Below are 22,452 nucleotides of genomic sequence, written 5' to 3' on the forward strand. Positions count from 1 at the left end.
TTAGCGGTCCACGTCTGACATAACAAAATCGATACTACCCAGATATACGATAAGATCGGATACCAGGCTGCCGCGAATCGCCGCCGGAATCTGCTGCAGGTGCGCATAGCTCGGCGTACGGATACGGGTGCGATAGCTCATGGTGCTGCCGTCGCTGGTCAGGTAGTAACTGTTAATACCCTTCGTCGCTTCAACCATCTGGAAGGATTCGTTGGCCGGCATCACCGGGCCCCAGGAAACCTGCAGGAAGTGCGTGATCAGGGTTTCGATATGCTGCAGCGTGCGCTCTTTCGGCGGCGGCGTGGTCAGCGGATGATCCGCCTTGAACGGCCCTTCCGGCATATTATCGAGACACTGCTGAAGGATGCGTAGGCTCTGGCGCAGCTCTTCTACTTTCAACATCACGCGGGTGTAGCAGTCGGAAACGCCGCCGCCGGTCGGGATTTCAAAGTCGAAGTTTTCATAGCCTGAATATGGACGCCATTTACGCACGTCGAAACCAATGCCGGTCGCGCGCAGGCCAGCGCCGGTGGTTCCCCACTCCAGCGCCTCTTTCGCATTGTAGGCGGCCACCCCTTTCGAACGGCCAATCAGAATGCTGTTGCGCAGCGCGGCCTTTTCGTAGGAATCCAGACGCTTAGGCATCCACTCAAGGAATTCGCGCAGCAGGCGATCCCAGCCGCGCGGCAGGTCATGCGCGACGCCGCCGATGCGGAACCACGCCGGGTGCATACGGAAACCGGTGATGGCTTCGACCAGATCGTAGATTTTCTGTCGATCGGTAAAGGCAAAGAACACCGGCGTCATGGCGCCGACGTCCTGAATAAAGGTGGAGATGTACAGCAGGTGGCTGTTGATACGGAACAGCTCTGAGAGCATCACGCGAATCACGTTGACGCGATCCGGCACGGTGATACCCGCCAGTTTTTCTACCGCCAGCACGTACGGCATCTCATTGACGCAGCCGCCGAGATATTCGATACGGTCGGTATAGGGAATGTAGCTGTGCCACGACTGACGCTCGCCCATCTTTTCAGCACCGCGGTGGTGGTAGCCGATGTCCGGAACGCAGTCGACGATCTCTTCGCCATCCAGCTGCAGAACGATACGGAAAGCCCCGTGCGCGGAGGGGTGGTTCGGGCCGAGGTTAAGGAACATAAAGTCCTCATTTTCGGTCCCGCGCTTCATGCCCCACTCTTCCGGCTTGAAGGTCAGCGCTTCCATTTCCAGATCCTGCTTGGCTTTTGTCAGCTCAAACGGGTCGAATTCGGTGGCGCGTGCCGGATAGTCTTTACGCAGCGGATGGCCTTCCCAGGTCGGCGGCATCATGATGCGCGTCAGGTGCGGGTGGCCTTCGATATCAATGCCAAACATTTCCCACGTTTCACGCTCATACCAGTTGGCGTTAGGGAACAGTTTGGTAAATGTCGGAACGCGCAGATCGTTTTCAGATAATGCTACCTTGAGCATGATATCGCGATTGCGTTCAATGGAAATCAGGTGATAGAAAACGGAAAAATCCGCGGCGGGTAGCCCGTCACGGTGGGTGCGCAGACGTTCGTCCATGCCGTGCAGATCGAACAGCATGACGTAAGGTTTCGGTAATTTCTTCAGGAAATCACCCACCTCCAGCAGCTGTTCGCGCTTGACCCAAACTACCGGTACGCCGGTACGGGTTGGCTGAACGGTAAAGGCATCCGGGCCAAAACGATTGCGCAGTTCGCCGATCACCGGGTCATCAAGGTGATCGCGGGTTTGCCAGGCTGGTGCGGCGTCATGCGCGTTTAAATCGGTCATATTGTTCACCATTGCAAAAGGTCCGTGGTGACTGCCGGGCGGGCTTCGCGCTGTTGTAGATTGATTTGCGAAGTATTATGCCGCCGCCCGCAGGCGCAAATTAAATCTCGTCCGGAGTCCGCAGATTGGTCACTGCAATGCGTTCGCCGCGTTTACGCTCACGTTCCGACTGCATGTTGGCGCGATAAACGCCCTGATCGCCAACCACCCACGAGAGAGGACGGCGCTCTTTACCAATAGATTCCTGCAGCAGCATCAGCGCCTGCATATACGCTTCCGGACGCGGCGGACAGCCCGGGATGTAAACATCAACCGGAATAAATTTATCTACGCCCTGCACAACAGAATAAATATCGTACATACCGCCGGAGTTGGCACATGCCCCCATGGAAATAACCCATTTCGGCTCCAGCATCTGATCGTAAAGACGCTGAATAACCGGTGCCATCTTGGTGAAGCAGGTACCTGCAACCACCATCAGGTCAGCCTGACGAGGAGAGGCACGCAGAACTTCTGCGCCAAAACGCGCTACGTCATGCACCGCAGTGAATGACGTCACCATTTCTACATAGCAGCAAGAAAGGCCGAAGTTGTAGGGCCAGATTGAGTTCTTACGACCCCAGTTCACCATGTCATGCAGCGCGTGTTCGAGTTTCCCCATATACACGCTTTTGTTAACTTCTTGCTCCAGGGGGTCGGTTACGATCTCCTGTTTTTGCAGGGGGTAACGGTCGTTCTCACCGTTGGGATCTATGCGGGTGAGCGTATAATCCATCTTATTGCCTCGCTTTTACTGCATATGACGGTTAGTGGGACTGTCTGTTTCTGAGTTAACCAGCGTGCGACGGGAACGCGCAGGCGTCCAGTCCAGTGCGCCGATACGGACGAGATAAACCAGACCAGCCAGTAGCACTAAAATGAAAATTGCGGCTTCCACAAAGCCAACCCAGCCGCTTTCGCGGATAGAGGTCGACCATGCGTAGAGATACAGGGCTTCCACGTCGAAGATAACGAAGAACATGGCAACCAGATAAAACTTCGCAGAAAGACGTAAGCGAGCCGAACCAACGGAGTCGATCCCCGATTCAAACGGCGTGTTTTTGCTACGCGCGCGCGCGCGACCGCCGAGGTACCAGCCCCCGACAAGCATCAGGCAGCACAGGCCGATGGCAATGATGAGAAATATAGCGAATGCCCAATGATGAGCGATGACTTCAGTGGATGTTGACATACGCATTGCTTAACCAAAAAAGTGTAGCGCTAAACCCTCTGCTCTTACTGGCAGATGAACGCCACAGCGTTTCACGGGGAGGAATAAAAAAATAACCTTGCAAAAAAGCGTCCCTACTTATCGTAGAAGGCCATATGCGCTGGCTTTTTACCCCTTTCTTTAACCTTTTGTCAACTTCAACAAAAGTTTTAACAACATTAATTTACATTAGGTTTTTTTCATTAACATTAAATGCCCTTTTATGCGAAATAACCTTGCATACCAATTGGATTTAGTGTTGTTGAATCGTGTCCGTTTCCATTGTAAATCATAATTACCCGCCTATTTTGACAGGATTTAGCCTCGATTCCTCCCCCTAAGGAGGGGTATTTTCTTGATCTGTGACACGCTTTTGTTAATTAAACCAAAAAAACAGCAACAAACTGGCCGGTTTTTTAACATTAGCATGAACTATTGAAAGTGCAGGGAAAAGTAGAGAAGTGTGGGTGGGATTGCTTCTAACCAACTGATATAAATAACAATAAAACAACAATATATTAAAAATCACCGCAAAATAAGAAAAAAAAGAACCGCAGGGTCTAATTCTGACCTCAGCGGTTCCTTTTTGCATTTACATTTTGTTACCAGCTTTTTGTGACGAGCGTGGCTTTGATCACCCTCACGAGATGAGGGTATGGCCTCCCCCTTCGGGGGTAAAAAGCGGGTCCGACGACCAGAGGCTATGGTCCTGACTCAGCGACTGAAAAATGGCCTGCGCCAGTTCACTTACGCTCTGCGGATCGCAGCTCAAAACGTAGCGCGTATCCGGTAATCCGGGCAGGCCGTCGCTCTTGCCTACCACCCGCAGCTCGGGGCTCATCATTTCTACCGGCCGCGCCGTAACGCCCAGCCCGGCTTTCACCGCCGCTTTTACGCCCGCAAGTGAGGACGCAGAGTGGGCCAGATGCCACGGGGTTTGAGCGCTATCGAGCGCCGAAATAATATCATCCCGGAAGGGACCAGGTCCCTCAAGCAGGATCAGCGGCACCGACGCCTCATGGGGCAGCACGTAGTCCGCCGCGCAGTACCACAGGGTGGGTGAAATGCGCAGCGTCAGCATTTCAAAGCTGTCAGACTGATGGGTGGTCAACGCGAGATCTATCGCGCCCTTTGCCAGCATGTCCACCACCTCAGCATAATTCAGAACCTTAATTTCCAGGGTCAGCCGCGGGTAGAAGCTGCCGATCCGATTAAGTAAAAACGGCAAAATGGTATCCGCCGTTTCGTCGGTTGCGCCGATAGTCAACGTGCCCTGCAGGCTGCTGAACATTAGCGACATGCAGGCTTCATCATTAAAGCGCAGAATTTTCCGCGCATAGCCGAGCAGCTGAATGCCCTGCTCAGTTAATAACTTATTCCGCCCGTGGCGGGCAAAGAGCTCTTTTCCGACCAGCTGTTCCAGCCGCTGCATCTGCTGGCTCACCGCAGACTGGGTACGGCATACCGCGGTTGCTGCGGCAGCAAAAGTACTCAGATCGGCGACGGCAACAAACGTTCTCAGCAGATCGAGGTCGAGATTTAGTATTGGACGATTTGCATTTATCATGTTGCTTCACTCACAGGTGGCTATCGCTTACCTGCCTTGTTGATGCTGTGCTCCAGGTTTCCGGCTATTCCTTGAGCCTCGTGTCATCCGCAAAATGGAAACGGGTGACAGCTGGAAGAACGTTATTGCATTTGAAAGTACTCGTCCGCGTCAATTGTGCGGAACCTCTGAGTCATATTTTGTTCGTACGCCTAAGCTTTTTCTAATTACGGTGACCCGCTTTATGTGACCTGATTCAAAAAAGCCATCAATAGCGCTGCCCTGCACATCAATACGCAGTCAGCCTCTGCCAACGCTCGCTGAACGACAAACAAAAAGCCTGCAATAACAATATATTAATAAGAAAAACCGCATTATTTACGAAGTTTATTTGATATTAACAACGACATCCTAACCGAAAACAGAATTATTTATAAGGGCAAATTAGTATTATTAAAGATAATTTTAAGCATTTTTTCAGGACTTTAATTAAATTAACAAAACCAGGATTATTCATTGTCAAAAAATAAGGGTCATTAATCTCTTAGATGTTTTTATTAAGTATATTTAACATTACCGCTACAGTCTTCCACTATCAGTTAAAAGCATAGTGCTTTTTTGTGAGCAAAAAAGTATCAACGCAGGCCCTTCCCGCAGCTTCAAACCAGATAAAGATTCATCATATAGCGATAAAACCACGATATTTGACCAATAAAATACAACTTAAAGGCATATTCTATAAAGACAAAAGCCAATCAACAGATAAATCGATTACCCTAAAAAAAGAGTAATAGCAAAATCTTCTCCTGCTAACCCTTCAAAACAGCGGGGATGAAGAGTACATTGTTCCGAGCTGACTTCCACGGCAGGGAGTGGCGATAACAGCTAAAAAGGTCAAAGATTCATGTCCCCTATCGAAAAATCCAGCAAGTTAGACAACGTCTGTTACGACATCCGCGGCCCGGTTCTGAAAGAAGCGAAGCGCCTTGAAGAAGAAGGCAATAAAGTCCTCAAGCTGAACATCGGCAACCCGGCACCGTTTGGCTTCGATGCCCCGGATGAAATCCTCGTTGACGTCATTCGTAATTTACCGACCGCGCAGGGCTACTGTGACTCTAAAGGCCTCTACTCGGCGCGTAAGGCTATCATGCAGCACTATCAGGCTCGCGGCATGCGCGACGTGACGGTTGAAGATATTTATATCGGCAACGGCGTATCGGAACTGATTGTCCAGGCCATGCAGGCGCTGCTGAACAGCGGTGACGAAATGCTGGTCCCGGCGCCGGATTATCCCCTGTGGACGGCGGCGGTATCGCTCTCCAGCGGTAAAGCAGTGCACTATCTTTGCGATGAGTCCGCCGACTGGTTCCCGGATCTCGACGATATTCGCGCAAAAATCACCCCGCGCACCCGCGGGATCGTGATTATCAACCCAAACAACCCGACCGGCGCGGTCTATTCAAAAGAGCTGCTGCTGGAGATCGTCGAAATTGCTCGTCAACATAATCTGATCATCTTTGCCGATGAAATCTACGACAAGATCCTCTACGACGAAGCCCAGCACCACTCGATCGCCGCGCTGGCTCCCGATCTGCTGACGATCACCTTTAACGGCCTGTCAAAAACCTATCGCGTTGCCGGCTTCCGCCAGGGCTGGATGGTGCTCAATGGCCCGAAAAAGCACGCCAAAGGTTACATCGAAGGCCTGGAAATGCTGGCCTCTATGCGCCTGTGCGCCAACGTTCCGGCGCAGCATGCCATTCAGACGGCGCTTGGCGGCTATCAAAGCATCAGCGAGTTTATTGTTCCCGGCGGGCGCCTGTATGAACAGCGTAACCGCGCCTGGGAGCTGATTAACGAGATCCCGGGCGTCTCCTGCGTTAAGCCGAAAGGCGCGCTGTATATGTTCCCGAAAATAGACGCAAAGCGTTTTAACATTCACGACGATCAGAAGATGGTTCTCGACTTCCTGCTGCAGGAGAAAGTGCTGCTGGTTCAGGGCACCGCCTTTAACTGGCCGTGGCCGGATCATGTGCGTATTGTTACCCTGCCGCGCGAAGACGATCTGGAAATGGCCATTTCGCGGTTCGGCCGCTTCCTCTCTGGCTATCACCAGCTCTGATAAGTCGAACCCGCCGCCGGTATTTGCATCCGGCGGCAATCCCTGCGCACAATGGAACCCGATGTTGTCACTGATTAAGGGTCCTTATGAGTCAGAGTCATTTCTTTGCCCACCTCTCCCGCCTGAAGCTGATTAACCGCTGGCCGCTGATGCGCAACGTGCGCACCGAAAACGTGTCCGAACATAGTCTGCAGGTCGCTATGGTCGCTCATGCGCTGGCGGCAATTAAGAATCGCAAGTTTGCGGGCAACGTTAACGCCGAGCGGATTGCGCTGCTGGCGATGTATCATGATGCGTCGGAAGTATTAACCGGCGACCTGCCAACGCCGGTTAAATATTTCAACTCGCAGATCGCCCAGGAGTATAAGGCCATCGAGAAAATCGCCCAGCAAAAGCTGATTGATATGGTCCCCGACGAGCTGCGCGATATTTTTGCGCCGCTGATTGATGAACACCGCTATAGCGAAGAGGAAAAATTAATCGTCAAGCAGGCGGATGCGCTCTGCGCCTATCTGAAATGCCTCGAAGAGCTGTCGGCCGGCAATAACGAATTTTTACTGGCCAAAGGCCGGCTTGAGAAAACGCTGGAATCCCGCCGCAGCGATGAAATGGATTACTTTATGCAGGTGTTTGTTCCGAGCTTTCATCTCTCTCTGGATGAAATCAGCCAGGATTCCCCGCTGTAAATCGACGCCAGCCCGGCCAGCGGCCGGGCCATGAGGAACCGGGGTTCAGAACGGGAACAGGACCGGGATCAGCAGCACGCAAACCACCATCACCAGCACGGTAAAAGGTACGCCGATCTTCACAAAATCGCTGAACGAGTATTTACCGGGGCCAAGCACCAGGGTGTTAACCGGTGAAGATACCGGGGTCATGAATGCCGCCGAAGCCGCCATCGCCACCACCATGGCAAAGGGATAAGGCGACACGCCCATTGAGTTCGCCGCCGCTAGCGCAATCGGCGCCATCAGCACCGCCGTTGCGGTGTTTGAAATAAACAGGCCAATTGTCGCGCACATCACAAACAGGCAGCCCAGCATTAAATATGGCCCTTTGCTGCCGGCAACGTCCATCAGTCCCTGGACCACTAAATCTACGCCGCCGGTTTTCTGCAGCGCCAGCGCAAAGGGCATCATCCCGACGATCAGAATAATGCTCGGCCAGTGAATCGCTTTGTAAGCGCTCTCGGCGTTGATACAGCGAAACTTCCCCATCAAAAGGCAGGAGATAATAGCGGCGATGGGATTGGGGATTTCATCGGTGAGCATCAGGGCCACCATCAGCACCAGGCAGAAAATAGCGTGCGGCGCCTGGCTGTGGGCCGGTGACGCATCGTTAACCTCGATCGGCATATTTAACACAACGAAATCACGCCCGCGTTTCGCCAGCAGGGCAATCTGCCGCCAGTTGCCAACGACCAGCATGATATCCCCAAGCTGCAGGGACTCATCTACCACCGCTCCATCGAGGGCTTTACCATCCCGCTTCAGACCGACAATATTGAGCCCAAAGCGGGTGCGGAAGGCAATTTCACGCACCGTTTTGCCGATAAGCTCCGAGTCGGGGATCAGCGTCACCTCCGCCATGCCGACATCCAGCGCCTGGTCGGAGAAATACTCCCCGCGAAGCACCATCGGCTCAAGCATTTGCTCCCCGCAGAACTGGCGTAAATCGACGTCCGATGCCGACATGTCAATCAGCAGGACATCGCGGGCGCGGAACTCGGATACCCCGTTAACGTTCACAATCACCCGCCGAAAACGGCGCCAGCGCTCCACGCCGATAACGTTAGCGCAGTAGCGCTCGCGTAGCTTAAGGTCGTCCAGCCGCTGGCCAATCATCGGTGAGCCGGGGCGGATCGCCAGGCGACGCGCCCTGCCGGTTAAATGGTACTCTTTGATTAAATCGCGAAAGGTGCTTTTCTTACGCCCGTCGCGCGCCAGCTCGCTCTCATCGCCTTTCAGCATAAAGCGGACCGCCAGCATATAGAACACGCCCAGAACCAGAACCACGAGGCCAATTGGCGTCACGCTAAAGAAGCTAAACCCCTGGAGCCCTTCGCGTATCAACTCGCTGTTCACCACCAGGTTGGGCGGCGTTGCCACCAGGGTCATCATGCCGCTGATCAGTCCGGCAAAGCTCAGCGGCATCATCAGGCGCGACGGGGAGGTATTCATACGGGCAGAAACGCTCAGCACGACCGGGATAAAGATCGCCACCACCCCGGTTGAGCTCATAAAAGCGCCAAGCCCGGCGACGGTCAGCATCAGGTAGACCAGCATTTTTGTTTCGCTGCTGCCCGCCACCTTCACCAGCCAGCTGCCGACTTTACTTGCCACGCCGGTGCGCACGAGGCCGTCACCGATGATAAACAGCGCGGCGATAAGAATAACGTTCGGATCGCTAAAACCGGAAAACGCTTCGCTAAGCGTCAGCGTATCGCTGAGGACAAAGGCCACAATCACCAGCAGCGCAATAGCATCCATGCGCACTTTTCCGGTAGCGAAAAGCACAACCGCAACGGCAAGAAGAGATAACACCCAAATCAGTTCACCGTTCACAACTTATCCTTGTCTGAAGATGGAGCCGGAATTGTGGCACAAAAAAGCCCCGGCAGCGCGGGGCTAAATCATGAGATTATGCTTTAAGCGTGACGCTAACGTTGCCGTCTGGCTGCCGGACAATGATCAGATCTTCGAGGCTGGTCAGCACAAAGTCTGCTTCATCGAGACGCGGTGCGTCGGCAGGCACGTTAACGGCAATCGTACGGCATCCGGCGCTCAGGCCGGACAGTAATCCCGCCGGCGCGTCCTCAACCACCGCACACTCCTGCGGGGCCAGCCCCAGCAGCTCGGCCCCGAGCAGATAGGCATCGGGCGCCGGCTTGCCGTGCCTGACCCGCTCCGCCGTGACGAAGATTTTAGCTTCGGGCAGGCCCCCCGCGCGATGGCGCGCATGGGCGACGGGCACCGAACCCGAGGTGACGATAGCCCACGGAATGCCTGCATTATCCAGCTGAGTCAGCAGCGCAACCGCTCCCGGCAGCGCCGTGATGCCGTCGGTGTCCTGTGCTTCTACCGTTTCCAGATAGCGGAATTCCGCCTGAATCTCCTCTTCGCTGCGCCCGGGTAAAAAATGGCGTAAAGAGGTTATCGCCTGCTTACCGTGGATAAAGTTCAGCACTTCATCATGCGGGATACCGAAACGATCCGCCCATGTACACCACGAGCGCTCCACCACCGGTAACGAATCGACTAACGTCCCGTCAAGATCGAACAGGAAACCTTTACACTGCACGGAAACCTCCATCAGGCATTGATAATTTGATTAATTTCGTTGCTGCTCAAATGGTACTGGCGCGGGCATGAGTGCCAGGCGGTGAGCATACGCTGATATTTTTCCCACATCGGCGTTTGCGAATTGAAGCCGTGGGTGCCGGCGTCAAAGTGGCTGTAGCGCCCCTCTACGTTGACGATAAAGCGCACGTAGCCGAGGAAACGCGCTTCGGTGGCCACGTCGAATCCCAGGAAGGTCACCCGACGTTCGTCGATTTCGCTGCCGTCCTTGAGGTTAGTCCAGGAGACGTGCATCGCATGATACATTTCCATGACATCGATAACGGTACGGCAGGTTTCTTCAGTCAGCTCACCGAACTCGCGGTCCAGTTCGCGCATCTGCAGCCCGTATCCACGCTCGATGATGGTCTGCAGACGGCGATAGCGCTCAGCGTTGTCCGGGTCGAGCATCGTCATCATCTTGTACTGATTTGACAAAATCAGGCGCTGCGCATTGGTCATTTCCATTTCTTGACTCCTGTGGCACTTTACGGCGTGAAAAAAGAAGGCGCATTAATCATGCGCCTTCTTTTATATGCGTTTTCACTGGGGAATTACAAATCATCAAGGAAAGTTTTATCCAGTTGTTTGAAGGCGCGCTTAAGCGTGTCAGCTAAAGCCTGGTAATCCGGCTTACCGTCAACCGGCGCCAGCGCCTGCCCCGCCTCCTGCAGTTTGCCGCGAACTTCATAAAACCAGTTCAAAACCGACGGCGGCAGCGGCGTCACCGAACGTTTACCCAGCCACCACAGTCCCTGCATCGGCAGACTCAACGCAAACAGCGCCGTGGCGACCGCAGGGCCCAGCTGGCCGCCGAGGGCAATTTGCCAGCACAGGGTAAAGACGGCGACCGGCGGCATGATACGAATCGCGTAGCGGGTAGCGCGAATAATGCGGTTTTCAATAAACACCGGGGCGAGGCGTTTATCTAAAGGCCAGGTCTTTGTGTAATGCTGCCCGCGGTGAAACAAGCTGAAAAAGCTAACGGGACGATTCTCGGGTGTCGACATGGCTGTACCTCAACTTTACATATAAATCTTAAAATATTCGTGCAAAACACCAACTGTGCATGACAACGTTCAAAACATTTTGGCAATGGGTGCGGCAATCAGGTATCCTGTGCCCACCTGAAAGGGCGTTAGACCCTTTTACCAGGTTAGTCAAATTATCGCATATTCTGCCATTGTCTGAAAATTATCCAAAATGGCATAAAATCAAATGTACTTATCTCATCGTGCCCGGAAACAGAACAAGGCATGATGTTAATCATAAATGTCGATGTCATCCTGCGCTACGCTTTGTGACACAATGACGTTTTTTTAGCCACGTATTATAAAAGGTACTTCCATGTCGAGTAAGCTAGTACTGGTTCTGAACTGCGGTAGTTCCTCACTGAAATTTGCTATCCTTGATGCTCTCAACGGTGACGAATATCTGTCCGGTTTAGCCGAATGTTTCCATCTTCCTGAAGCGCGTATCAAATGGAAAATGGATGGCAGCAAACAAGAAGCAGATTTAGGCGCTGGCGCAGCTCACAGTGAAGCGCTTAACTTTATCGTTAACACTATTCTGGCACAAAAACCAGAACTGTCTGCTCAGCTGACCGCAATTGGCCACCGTATCGTTCACGGTGGTGAAAAATACACCAGTTCCGTGGTGATTGACGATTCCGTCATTCAGGGCATCAAAGACTCCGCCTCTTTCGCACCGCTGCACAACCCGGCGCATCTGATCGGTATTGCTGAAGCGCTGAAATCCTTCCCGCATCTGAAAAACAAGAACGTTGCCGTATTCGACACCGCGTTCCATCAGACCATGCCGGAAGAGTCTTACCTCTACGCCCTGCCGTACAGCCTGTACAAAGAACACGGCGTACGTCGCTATGGTGCCCACGGCACCAGCCACTTCTACGTGACTCAGGAAGCGGCAAAAGTCCTGAACAAACCGGTTGAAGAGCTGAACATCATCACCTGCCATCTGGGTAACGGTGGTTCTGTTTCCGCGATCCGCAACGGTAAATGCGTTGATACCTCTATGGGTCTGACCCCGCTGGAAGGCCTGGTAATGGGTACCCGCTCCGGCGATATCGACCCGGCAATCATCTTCCATCTGCACGACTCCCTGGGCATGAGCGTTGATGCAATCAACAAAATGCTGACCAAAGAGTCCGGCCTGCTGGGTCTGACTGAAGTCACCAGCGACTGCCGCTATGTTGAAGACAACTACACGGATAAAGCAGACGCTAAGCGTGCTATGGACGTTTACTGCCACCGCCTGGCGAAGTACATCGGCTCCTACACCGCGCTGATGGACGGTCGTCTGGACGCGGTTATTTTCACCGGTGGTATCGGTGAAAACGCGGCGATGGTTCGTGAACTGTCTCTGGGCAAACTGGGCGTACTGGGCTTCGATGTTGATCATGAACGTAACCTGGCGGCCCGTTTCGGCAAGTCCGGCTTCATCAACAAAGAAGGCACCCGCCCTGCTCTGGTCATCCCGACCAACGAAGAGCTGGTTATCGCGCAAGACGCCAACCGTCTGACCGCCTGATTCCACACCGCCAGCGATAAGCCTAAATAATTCGGGTTACAGGAAGGCGGCGACGCAGCGAATCCCCGGGAGCGTATGAGTAGTACGTGACCGGGGTGAGCGACAAATCTGTCCGAAACAGATTTGATCGTGGTGTCGCAGCGGCCCGCAAGGGCGAGGCTCAAGGATGAGCCGGGTAACAAAGCCAACGCGCATGCAACCTGAAGTATGGCGGGAAGCTGGTGGTGCAGTTTTGCATCCCGCCTGATACTGGCGGTAACGAAAGAGGATATATCGTGTCCCGTATAATCATGCTAATCCCTACCGGAACCAGCGTAGGCCTGACCAGCGTCAGCCTCGGTGTTATCCGTGCTATGGAACGTAAAGGCGTTCGTCTGAGCGTCTTTAAACCTATCGCGCAACCGCGCGCTGGCGGCGATGCGCCTGACCAGACTACCGCTATCGTTCGCGCTAATTCCAACCTTCCGGCCGCAGAGCCGCTGAAGATGAGCCACGTTGAGTCGCTGCTGTCCAGCAACCAGAAAGACGTGCTGATGGAAGAGATCATCGCTAACTACCACGCCAGCACTCAGGATGCTGAAGTTGTGCTGGTAGAAGGCCTGGTTCCGACGCGTAAACACCAGTTTGCCCAGTCGCTGAACTTCGAAATCGCCAAAACGCTGAACGCTGAAATCGTCTTCGTGATGTCCCAGGGCACCGACACCCAGGAACAGCTGAACGAGCGTATCGAACTGACCCGCAACAGCTTCGGCGGCGTGAAGAACACTAACATTACCGGTGTTATCGTCAACAAGCTGAACGCGCCGGTTGACGAGCAGGGACGTACCCGTCCTGACCTGTCAGAAATTTTCGATGACTCTTCGAAAGCGAAAGTGGTCAAGATCGATCCGGCTCAGCTGCAGAACGGCAGCGCGCTGCCGATTCTCGGCGCGGTGCCGTGGAGCTTCGATCTGATTGCCACCCGCGCAATCGATATGGCGCACCACCTGAATGCCACCATCATCAATGAAGGCGACATCAATACCCGCCGCGTAAAATCCGTTACCTTCTGTGCGCGCAGCATTCCGCACATGCTGGAACACTTCCGCGCAGGTTCCCTGCTGGTGACCTCCGCCGATCGTCCTGACGTACTGGTTGCAGCCTGCCTGGCGGCGATGAACGGCGTAGAAATCGGCGCTCTGCTGCTGACCGGCGCCTACGAAATGGACGCCCGCGTGAGCAAGCTGTGCGAACGCGCGTTTGCCACCGGCCTGCCGGTATTCATGGTAAACACCAATACCTGGCAGACCTCTCTGAGCCTGCAGAGCTTCAACCTGGAAGTGCCGGTTGACGATCACGAGCGTATCGAGAAAGTTCAGGAGTACGTGGCCAGCTACATCAACGCCGACTGGATCGAGTCTCTGACTGCGACCTCCGAGCGCAGCCGTCGCCTCTCTCCGCCGGCCTTCCGCTACCAGCTCACCGAGCTGGCGCGCAAAGCGGGCAAACGCGTCGTTCTGCCGGAAGGCGACGAGCCGCGTACCGTTAAAGCAGCGGCAATCTGCGCAGAACGCGGTATCGCGACCTGCGTGCTGCTGGGTAACCCGGATGAGATCAACCGCGTTGCCGCCGCTCAGGGCGTAGAGCTGGGTTCTGGTATCGAAATCGTCGATCCGGAAGTGGTTCGCGAAAGCTACGTGGCTCGCCTGGTCGAACTGCGTAAGAGCAAGGGTATGACCGAAGCGGTTGCTCGCGAGCAGCTGGAAGACAACGTGGTTCTCGGCACGCTGATGCTGGAACAGGACGAAGTCGACGGCCTGGTGTCCGGCGCGGTACACACCACCGCCAACACCATTCGTCCGCCGCTGCAGCTGATCAAAACGGCTCCGGGCAGCTCTCTGGTCTCCTCCGTGTTCTTCATGCTGCTGCCTGAACAGGTTTACGTATACGGCGACTGCGCGATTAACCCGGACCCAACCGCAGAACAGCTGGCGGAGATCGCTATTCAGTCCGCAGATTCCGCGATTGCCTTTGGCATTGAACCGCGCGTTGCGATGCTCTCCTACTCCACCGGCACCTCCGGCGCGGGTAGCGACGTCGAAAAAGTTCGTGAAGCGACGCGTCTGGCTCAGGAAAAACGTCCTGACCTGATGATCGACGGCCCGCTGCAGTACGACGCTGCCGTTATGGCTGACGTGGCAAAATCCAAGGCGCCGAACTCTCCGGTTGCCGGCCGCGCGACCGTGTTCATCTTCCCGGATCTGAACACCGGTAACACCACTTACAAAGCCGTACAGCGCTCTGCCGACCTGATCTCCATCGGGCCGATGCTGCAGGGTATGCGTAAGCCGGTGAACGACCTGTCCCGTGGCGCGCTGGTAGACGATATCGTCTACACCATCGCGCTGACTGCGATTCAGTCGTCTCAGCAGCAGCAGTAACACTCTCCGCTGGCGCCTGCGCCGGTTGGTGAAAAAAAGGCGACCTCGATGGTCGCCTTTGTTATTTACAGCAGCTCTCTCGCCGCCGACACAATATCATGCGCCGTCAGGCCATACTCCTTCTGCAGGAAATCCTGGGTACCTACCTGACCATAGCGCTCCTTCACCCCCACGCGGCGCATCGGCACCGGACAGGTTTCCACCAGCACCTCGGCGACGGCTGAGCCCAGCCCGTTGTGAATACTGTGGTTTTCGCAGGTCACGATGCGCCCGGTTTTCTCGGCATAATTTTTCACCAGCATGCGGTCGATAGGCTTGAGGGTAAACATATCGATTACCGCCGCGCTGACGCCTTCCTGCTCAAGCTGTCGCGCCGCCTCCAGCGCTTCCGCCACCATAATACCGTTGGCAATCAGGGTGATATCTTCGCCTTCTCGCAGGACGTTGCCCTTGCCAATGGTAAACGTCGAGCCCGGCGCGTAAACGCTCGGCGCCTGCTTGCGGATGGTGCGCACCCAGTAGAAACCGTTGAGCGTCATCAGCTGACGCAGGATATCGTCGAACATCACCGCATCGGTGACCTCCAGCACCACCGAGTGCGCCAGGCCGCGAACGATCCCCATATCTTCAAACGACATATGGGTGCCGCCGTTATGGCAGGCGGTAACGCCGGCGTCGGAGGCAATGACCTTGACGTTGTTACGCTGATAATCCAGCGCCATAAACAGCTGGTCGAAGCAGCGGCGGCTGGCAAACGCGGTAAAGGTATGAACAAACGGCCGGCGCCCGGTCAGCGACAGGCCGGCGGCGGTGCCGATAACGTTGGCCTCCATAATGCCGCAGTTGATCACGTGTTGAGGATAATCCCGCGCCACGCCGTCCATTGCCATCGAGCTCATCAGATCGGCTTCGAGGGCGATAATGTCGCTCCCGGCCTCAATCTGCCGGGCGACAAATCCGGCATACACTTTACGCATTTCCACTGCGTCTTTTTGTCCTGCGGGTGCGACGTTAATCATGTGCGGCCTCCAGTTGACGAATTGTCTCGTTCAGCGCCGCTGTCATCTCATCCGTCAGGCGCAGGTGATGGGAATTGCTGAGCTGCTCGAGATACGGCACGCCCTGCCCTTTAATGCTGTCGAGGATCACCACCCGCGGGCGCGCATCGGCAGCCGGAACGGGCTGTACAGCCGCCAGCAGCCCGACGATGTCGTCCCCCTTCACGGTGATGGCGTCAAAACCAAAGGCGCGGAACTTCTCCTCGAGGTTGAAGGCGCGGATAATTTCGTCGAGAGCGCCGTCGAGTTGCAGTTTGTTCCAGTCAACAAACACCGTCAGATTATTCAGGCGGTGGTGGGCGATAAACTGAAACGCCTCCCAGCACTGTCCCTCATTCAGCTCGCCGTCACCGACAATGCAGAATACCCGATTCGAACGCCCGGCCAGCTTATGGGAGAGCGCCATACCGCCGGCGATAGAAATCCCCTGCCCCAGCGAACCGGTGGTCGCATCCACTCCCCGCGTTTTCAGGCGATCCGGGTGGCTCGGCAGACGGGTCCCGTTATGGTTAAGCGTGCTGAGCTCTTCCATCGGGAAATAGCCCTTGATGGCTAAGGTGCTGTATAGCGCCGGTCCGGCATGGCCTTTTGACAGCACAAAGTAGTCGCGCTCCGGCCAGTCCGGGTCGGCGGGATCGATTTTCATCACCGCGCCGTACAGCACCGCCAGCGTTTCGACGACCGACATGCTGCCGCCGTAGTGGCCAAAACCCAGATTCGTCAGCGATTTAAGCGTGGCGACGCGAATGTCGCGCGCCAGTTGGGTCACTTCTTGTACATTCATGATTTGGCTCCGGTATTCTCCTGCGCGCCATTGCCCGCAGATTTCTTTTTCGCAAAGACGTTGTACGCGACCAGCAGAGCGAACAGCGCCACAACAAGACCCGTAATCGCAAACGGCGACAGATAGCGCGCCAGGTTGCCGAGCACGATACCGATCGCGCCGAAATCGGCGTCTGAGAAGGTGGTATTGGCAAAACCGATCGCCCCCAGAACCGGCAGCAGCAGCACCGGCAGGAAGGTGATCAGCAGACCGTTAGCAAACGCGCCAATCATTGCGCCCCGACGACCGCCGGTGGCGTTGCCGAAGACCCCCGCCGTCGCACCGGTGAAAAAGTGCGGCACGACGCCCGGTAGAATCAGCACCAGGTTCATTTGCCCAAGCAGGAACAGCCCCACCAGACCACCGAGGAAGCTAAACAGGAAACCGATCAGCACCGCGTTGGGCGCATACGGGTAAACCACCGGGCAATCCAGCGCAGGACGCGCGTTCGGCACCAGTTTTTCTGAGAAGCCGGTAAACGCCGGCACGATTTCCGCCAGGATCAGGCGCACCCCTTGTAGGATGATAAACACCCCGGCGGCGAAGGTAATCGCCATGATGATGGCGTAGACCAGATAGTTCTGGCCGCCGCTGAAGGTGCTTTCCACATACTCACGCCCGGCGCTCACGGCCATGATCAGGTAGATAATCATCATCGTCAGGGAGATAGAGATTGAGCTGTCGCGCAGGAAGCTTAGGTTCTTCGGCAGGTTCATCTCTTCGGTGGAGCGGGAGCCTTTTCCGCAGACGCTGCCAATCCAGCCCGAGAGCACGTAGCCCAGGGTGCCGAAGTGGCCGAAGGCGATATCATCGGTTCCGGTAATTCGCTTCATATAGCGCTGCGCCAGCGCCGGGAAGAACGCCATCACCAGGCCGAGGATCAGCGAACCGGTAAACACCAGCCCGACGCCTTCGAAGCCCGCCACGGTGAGGATCACGCCGATCATACAGGCCATATAGAAGGTATGATGCCCGGTCAGGAATATATACTTCAGCCGCGTAAAGCGGGCGACGATAATATTCGCGACCATACCAAAAGCCATAATCAGCGCGGTTGACGCACCGTATTTTTCGAGGGCAATAGAAACAATCGCCTCGTTATTTGGAATAATCCCCTGGATATTAAAGGCATGTTCAAACATTCCTCCCAGCGGATTCAGCGAGCCAACTAATACCGTCGCCCCGCCGCCCAAAACAATAAAACCAAGAATTGTTTTAATCGTTCCTTTTACGACGTCAGAAAATGATTTTTTTTGTGCGACCAGGCCGATCAGCGCAATTAACCCGACCAGCACCGAGGGCACTTTCAGAATATCAACAACAAAATTCAGCGTTTCAAGGATAAACATATCCGCCTCGCTATATCCCCGTCATACTTCAGGTTGCATGGGCGTTGGCTTTGTTACCCGGCTCATCCATGATCCTCGCCCTTGCGGGCCACCGCGACACCGCGTTCAAACCTGTTCCGGACAGATTTGTCGCTCACCCCAATCGCTTACTTCAGTAAGCGCCAGGGGACTCTCTGCGTCGCCGCCTTCTGCCACCCGAATTATTTAGGGTATAAATAGTTATTGTTTGGCGAACCACGCGCGCAGCTGCGCTTCGAGTTCATTGATGTCGATGATGTTGGTGATCACCACCAGCTGGCTTTCCGGCACGCTGGCGCTGGCGGCGATGTCTTTAGCCATCACAAATAAATCTGCCGCCCCAGGCGTTGCCGATGAGAGATCGGAGTGTTCAACTTCCGCTTCTATTTCTAGCTTTTTAAGCACCTTTTTAATATTCATTTCAACCATAAAACTACTGCCCAGGCCAGAACCACAAATCGCCATAATTTTCATTGTTATCACCTTTTTTGGGTACAGTTGCTCCGCATCACGTCGGGCGTAATGGGTTATAAATCAGGTTATGAATTAGGTCAGAATCGCGCGATTATCGTTTTAATCTCCTCCAGGGTTTTCGCCTGATGTAATTGATCCATATCTTCATCACTGGAAAATAATTCAGCCAGCGCGGAAATCATCTCGATATGACTATGCTTGTCGGGTGCTGCCAGCATAATAATAATATCGACCGGGTCGAACTCTGCTGAACCAAACGACACGCCCTGTTCCAGCTTCAGCAACGATAAACCCAGGCCTTTGGCTCCTTCCTCCGGCCGCGCATGCGGCATCGCCAGCCCCGGCGCCAGCACATAGTACGGCCCCAGCTTCACGTGCTGTTCCACAATCGCGGTCACATACTCGGGCGCAATAACGCCAGCGTCGAGCAGCGGCCCGGCGCAAATCTCCAGAGCCTGAGGCCACTCTTCCACGCTCTGCCGGAGCGTGATAGTGGAATCAAAGATCCATTTACTGAGCATTTTATCTCCCCCGTCTTTTAGCAAAAGATGGGCAAACTTTATTCAAGCGCACAGCAGTTAGCTGCGATGGCGATCACAAAGATAGCGCTACCAACAGATAACATTCAAAATTGTGATAGCGCTATCAATTCGCAATCATCATATGAAAACGCAGCAAAAATGTGGATTTAAGGCGTATACTCCCTGAAACGTAAAGTGATGGATGCAAATGAAAAGCGTCTGTTCAGCAGGAATGTGTATGTCTCTAACCCGAAAACGGCGTAGTACCGGTAAGGTGACGATCGCCGATGTTGCCCAGCTTGCCGGCGTGGGCACGATGACCGTCTCGCGTGCGCTCCGCACGCCGGAGCAGGTTTCCGATAAGCTTCGCGAAAAAATCGAAGCCGCGGTGCAGGAGCTGGGATATATGCCCAATCTGGCCGCCAGCGCGCTGGCTTCCGCCTCCTCAAGAACGATAGCTATGGTGGTGCCAAATCTTGCCGAAGCGGGCTGCTCCGCAATGTTTGCCGGGCTTCAGCAGGTTCTGCAGCCGGCGGGTTATCAAATCATGCTGGCGGAGTCGCAGCATCGCCTCGAACAGGAAGAGAAGCTGCTGGAAACGCTGCTGGCGTCGAACATCGCGGCCGCCATTCTGCTTAGCGTTGAACATAGCGATACCGTACGCCACTGGCTGAACAACGCGTCGATTCCGGTGATGGAGATGGGCGCCATGCGCGCCGACCCTATTGACATGAATATCGGCATCGATAACGTTGCCGCAATGTTCGAACTCACTGAAATGCTCATCCACCGCGGCTACCAAAATATCGGCCTGCTGTGCGCCAACCAGGAGCAGTGGATTTTTCAGCAGCACCTGCAGGGGTGGTACAAAGCGATGCTGCGCCACCATATGTCGCCGAATCGGGTGATTAACGCCGCGCTCCCCCCCAGTTTTTCCACCGGCGCTTCTCAGCTACCGGAGTTTTTGCTGGCGTGGCCGGAGCTGGATGCGCTGGTCTGCGTTTCGGATGAGCTGGCGTGCGGAGCGCTGTACGAGTGCCAGCGTCGACGTATTAAAGTCCCGGACGATTTGGCGGTAGTCGGCTTCGGCGATAGCGATGTCAGCCGGGTCTGCCAGCCGCCGCTAACCACGATGGCCGTACCGCATCACAAGATTGGTATTGAAGCTGGACGCGCCCTTCTGGAGCGCCTTAATGAAGGCAACTGGAGCGGCAGGAAACCCATCGTCTCCAGTTTATGCCTGCGGGATAGCTGCTAGGCGGCTACTCTTCCTCTTCCTGCTTTTCCGGCTTTGCCGACTCGTTGTTGGCATTGCGGGTCATCCACAGCGCCAGCGCTTTTAACGAGTCCGGGGTGAACTCATCGCAGCGGGCGGTGATCTCTTCCGGCGTCAGCCAGCACACTTCGCTGACCTCCTCTTCCTGCAAAGCAAAGGGGCCGTGCGACACGCAGCTAAACAGGCTTCCCCAGACGCGGCAGTGCTTATCCTCGTAGTAGAACTGACCGTGGTCGGCGAAGGGGACGCCAGCAATGCCCAGCTCCTCTTCGGCCTCGCGACGCGCTGAATCCAGCAACTGCTCGTCAGCCTGCACCACGCCGCCGGCGGTCGCATCCAGCATGCCCGGCTGAAAATCTTTTATTTCGGTACGACGCTGCACCAGAATTTTGCCCATGCCATCATGAACCACAATGTAGGTTGCGCGATGACGCAGACACTGCGCGCGCATCTGCTCGCGGCTGGATTGCGCTATCACCTCATTGTTTTCATTAACGATATCTACCCATTCTGTGCTTGCCAAATCGTTCTGTTCCGCCATCAGGAAACCTTACTTTTTAAAGCGCTCTTGCGGCGCGTCTTTACGGTTGGGGGTAAATTACGGGTTAATTGCCACCTCTGCAATAACCTGATGTTCATCGAGCGCTAAAACCTGCAGCCGATCCCCTTCAAGGAGGCCATAGCTGGCGGGAAATCCCCCTTTGGGGATGCTCACGGAACCGGGGTTAAAGAGAAAAATATCGCCGCGCTTCTCGGCTACCGGAATATGAGTATGACCATAAACCAGGACATCGCCAGCGCAGAGCGGCGGCAATTTTTCGGGGCTGTACAGATGCCCGTGAGTCAGAAACAGCCGATGTTGTTCGGTCAAAACCTGTTGCCAGGGCGCGGTAATGGGAAAGTTCAGCAGCATCTGATCGACTTCGCTGTCGCAGTTGCCGCGTACGGCAATGATGCGCGACGCCGCGCCGTTCAGCTTCCCGGCGACCTCTGCCGGCGCGTAGCCTTCAGGGAGAGCATTACGCGGCCCGTGGTTGAGCACGTCGCCCAGAATAATCAGCCACTGCGCCCCACTCTGCGCAAACCGTTCCAGCACGCGCTCTGCGGCGGGCAGAGAGCCATGAATATCCGATGCAAACATCAGCCGCATTTTTTTATCTCCACGCATTACGATGCCCTATGATAGCGGAACCGCAGACGCGAATCAGCCGGCGCGTTTGGCCGACAGTGCGGCATAGCGCTGAACGGATGCACGCTGCCACTGGAAGGCGGCGTAATCTGCCAGCCTCTCCGGCACCTCATCGCCGTTAAGCGCCAGCCGGTTGAGCATAAGCGCAAGATCGGTATCGGCAATAGACCATTCGCCGAACAAATTGGTGCCGCCGTGGGCCAGCAGCCCGGAAGCGGTCTCGAATAATTTTTCCGCGCTCCTGCGGCCCGCCGCGCTAAGCGCGGGTTTCTTTTGCCCGGCGAAAATCACGTCGGTAGAGCGCTCTTCGCGAATGGGCAGCAGATCGCTGCGCAGCCAGGCCTGAACCTGACGGGCACGGGCTCTCTTTTGCAGATCGTGAGGATAGAGCCGCTCCCATTCCGGCGGCGCAAAGCGCTCGTCGAGATATTCGCTGATAGCGGACGATTCGCTGAGGGCAAAATCGTCAACCTCCAGCAGCGGCACGCGCCGGGTGGCGGAGAATCCTTTCCAGCCCGCCTGCAGGTGCTCGCCGCTATCCAGATTGACGGTTTTAAGGGTGAAAGGCAGGCTCTTCTCCTGCAGGGAAACATATGCTGACATCACGTACGGAGAGAAAAAATCGGCATCGGACCACAGGGTAATAACCGGCTGGCTCATGGCATCCTCGACAAATAATGGGGCGATAAATCAACATATCCTGTCTTCTGAGGGATGTCACT

Annotated in this window: 21 protein-coding genes; 5 read left to right on the forward strand and 16 right to left on the reverse strand. The window is 55.1% G+C overall.

Annotation, left to right across the window (positions count from 1 at the left end; translation table 11 throughout):
• The 4 genes from nuoC to NWP14_RS14160 form a co-directional block, all read right to left on the reverse strand.
• On the reverse strand, positions 1-1,809 hold the full coding sequence (gene nuoC / locus NWP14_RS14145; RefSeq protein ID WP_095100570.1) for an NADH-quinone oxidoreductase subunit C/D: 1,809 nt from the start codon (positions 1,807-1,809) through the stop codon (positions 1-3).
• 88 nt (positions 1,810-1,897) lie between these two features.
• Positions 1,898-2,572, reverse strand: a complete 675-nt coding sequence (gene nuoB, locus NWP14_RS14150) for an NADH-quinone oxidoreductase subunit NuoB (RefSeq protein WP_002913178.1) — start codon at positions 2,570-2,572, stop codon at positions 1,898-1,900.
• Positions 2,573-2,587: 15 nt separating this feature from the next.
• Positions 2,588-3,034, reverse strand: coding sequence for an NADH-quinone oxidoreductase subunit NuoA (nuoA, locus tag NWP14_RS14155; RefSeq protein WP_004865103.1), 447 nt, complete (start codon positions 3,032-3,034; stop codon positions 2,588-2,590).
• Positions 3,035-3,686: 652 nt separating this feature from the next.
• On the reverse strand, positions 3,687-4,613 hold the full coding sequence (locus NWP14_RS14160) for a LysR family transcriptional regulator (protein WP_095100568.1): 927 nt from the start codon (positions 4,611-4,613) through the stop codon (positions 3,687-3,689).
• 883 nt (positions 4,614-5,496) lie between these two features.
• On the opposite strand from NWP14_RS14160, the gene alaA reads away from it, so the two are divergent.
• Complete coding sequence (gene alaA / locus NWP14_RS14165; RefSeq protein WP_041146565.1) at positions 5,497-6,714, forward strand: alanine transaminase AlaA; 1,218 nt, start codon at positions 5,497-5,499, stop codon at positions 6,712-6,714.
• A gap of 86 nt (positions 6,715-6,800) precedes the next feature.
• Positions 6,801-7,400 carry a 5'-deoxynucleotidase gene (yfbR, locus tag NWP14_RS14170; protein WP_095100566.1) on the forward strand — a complete coding sequence of 200 codons (600 nt, stop codon included), beginning with the start codon at positions 6,801-6,803 and terminating at the stop codon, positions 7,398-7,400.
• Positions 7,401-7,445: 45 nt separating this feature from the next.
• Here yfbR and NWP14_RS14175 read toward each other — a convergent pair whose 3' ends face one another.
• The 4 genes from NWP14_RS14175 to yfbV form a co-directional block, all read right to left on the reverse strand.
• Entirely contained in the window at positions 7,446-9,278 is a 1,833-nt protein-coding gene (locus NWP14_RS14175; RefSeq protein WP_346430972.1) for an SLC13 family permease, read from the reverse strand.
• Positions 9,279-9,354: 76 nt separating this feature from the next.
• Positions 9,355-10,026 (reverse strand): sugar phosphatase, encoded by a 672-nt coding sequence (locus NWP14_RS14180; protein ID WP_157349201.1) that lies wholly within the window; start codon positions 10,024-10,026, stop codon positions 9,355-9,357.
• On the reverse strand, positions 10,026-10,520 hold the full coding sequence (locus tag NWP14_RS14185) for a YfbU family protein (RefSeq protein WP_095100562.1): 495 nt from the start codon (positions 10,518-10,520) through the stop codon (positions 10,026-10,028). The genes NWP14_RS14180 and NWP14_RS14185 overlap by 1 nt, the downstream gene beginning before the upstream one ends.
• 86 nt (positions 10,521-10,606) lie before the next feature.
• The gene (gene yfbV, locus NWP14_RS14190; protein WP_375215537.1) at positions 10,607-11,062 is read right to left on the reverse strand and encodes a terminus macrodomain insulation protein YfbV; all 456 of its coding nucleotides are present in this window, start codon (positions 11,060-11,062) and stop codon (positions 10,607-10,609) included.
• 337 nt (positions 11,063-11,399) lie between these two features.
• Here yfbV and ackA point away from each other — a divergent pair, with 337 nt between their 5' ends.
• Together ackA and pta are read left to right on the forward strand one after the other, a co-directional pair.
• Positions 11,400-12,602 carry an acetate kinase gene (gene ackA, locus NWP14_RS14195; RefSeq protein ID WP_331834753.1) on the forward strand — a complete coding sequence of 401 codons (1,203 nt, stop codon included), beginning with the start codon at positions 11,400-11,402 and terminating at the stop codon, positions 12,600-12,602.
• 275 nt (positions 12,603-12,877) lie between these two features.
• Positions 12,878-15,022 (forward strand): phosphate acetyltransferase, encoded by a 2,145-nt coding sequence (pta, locus tag NWP14_RS14200; protein ID WP_095101337.1) that lies wholly within the window; start codon positions 12,878-12,880, stop codon positions 15,020-15,022.
• Between the two features lie 65 nt (positions 15,023-15,087).
• On the opposite strand, the gene NWP14_RS14205 is transcribed toward pta, so the two are convergent.
• The 5 genes from NWP14_RS14205 to NWP14_RS14225 all read right to left on the reverse strand — a co-directional run bounded on the left by NWP14_RS14205 (position 15,088) and on the right by NWP14_RS14225 (position 19,265).
• Positions 15,088-16,041, reverse strand: a complete 954-nt coding sequence (locus tag NWP14_RS14205) for a transketolase family protein (RefSeq protein ID WP_331834755.1) — start codon at positions 16,039-16,041, stop codon at positions 15,088-15,090.
• Positions 16,034-16,864 (reverse strand): transketolase, encoded by an 831-nt coding sequence (locus tag NWP14_RS14210; protein WP_346430970.1) that lies wholly within the window; start codon positions 16,862-16,864, stop codon positions 16,034-16,036. Before NWP14_RS14210 ends, NWP14_RS14205 begins: the two co-directional genes overlap by 8 nt.
• Entirely contained in the window at positions 16,861-18,252 is a 1,392-nt protein-coding gene (locus NWP14_RS14215; RefSeq protein WP_045856066.1) for a PTS ascorbate transporter subunit IIC, read from the reverse strand. The genes NWP14_RS14210 and NWP14_RS14215 overlap by 4 nt, the downstream gene beginning before the upstream one ends.
• Positions 18,253-18,471: 219 nt before the next feature.
• Positions 18,472-18,744: a PTS sugar transporter subunit IIB gene (locus NWP14_RS14220; RefSeq protein WP_041146575.1), complete on the reverse strand. Its 273-nt coding sequence runs from the start codon at positions 18,742-18,744 to the stop codon at positions 18,472-18,474.
• 77 nt (positions 18,745-18,821) lie between these two features.
• Complete coding sequence (locus NWP14_RS14225; protein ID WP_095100556.1) at positions 18,822-19,265, reverse strand: PTS sugar transporter subunit IIA; 444 nt, start codon at positions 19,263-19,265, stop codon at positions 18,822-18,824.
• Positions 19,266-19,503: 238 nt separating this feature from the next.
• Here NWP14_RS14225 and NWP14_RS14230 point away from each other — a divergent pair, with 238 nt between their 5' ends.
• A complete protein-coding gene (locus tag NWP14_RS14230) occupies positions 19,504-20,523 on the forward strand; it encodes a LacI family DNA-binding transcriptional regulator (RefSeq protein ID WP_041146577.1) in 1,020 nt (339 codons plus the stop codon).
• A 4-nt stretch (positions 20,524-20,527) separates the two neighbouring features.
• Here NWP14_RS14230 and yfcD read toward each other — a convergent pair whose 3' ends face one another.
• Genes yfcD through yfcF form a run of 3 tightly spaced genes read right to left on the reverse strand, consistent with a single transcriptional unit; the run spans position 20,528 to position 22,390 of the window.
• Positions 20,528-21,082 (reverse strand): NUDIX hydrolase YfcD, encoded by a 555-nt coding sequence (gene yfcD / locus NWP14_RS14235; protein ID WP_095100554.1) that lies wholly within the window; start codon positions 21,080-21,082, stop codon positions 20,528-20,530.
• A 57-nt stretch (positions 21,083-21,139) separates the two neighbouring features.
• The gene (gene yfcE, locus NWP14_RS14240; protein ID WP_095100552.1) at positions 21,140-21,691 is read right to left on the reverse strand and encodes a phosphodiesterase; all 552 of its coding nucleotides are present in this window, start codon (positions 21,689-21,691) and stop codon (positions 21,140-21,142) included.
• A 54-nt stretch (positions 21,692-21,745) separates the two neighbouring features.
• Positions 21,746-22,390 carry a glutathione transferase gene (yfcF, locus tag NWP14_RS14245; RefSeq protein WP_095100550.1) on the reverse strand — a complete coding sequence of 215 codons (645 nt, stop codon included), beginning with the start codon at positions 22,388-22,390 and terminating at the stop codon, positions 21,746-21,748.
• Between the last annotated feature and the right edge of the window lie 62 nt (positions 22,391-22,452).

The sequence above is a fragment of the Klebsiella sp. C349492 genome, from assembly GCF_042055345.1.
Taxonomy (GTDB): domain Bacteria; phylum Pseudomonadota; class Gammaproteobacteria; order Enterobacterales; family Enterobacteriaceae; genus Klebsiella; species Klebsiella scottii.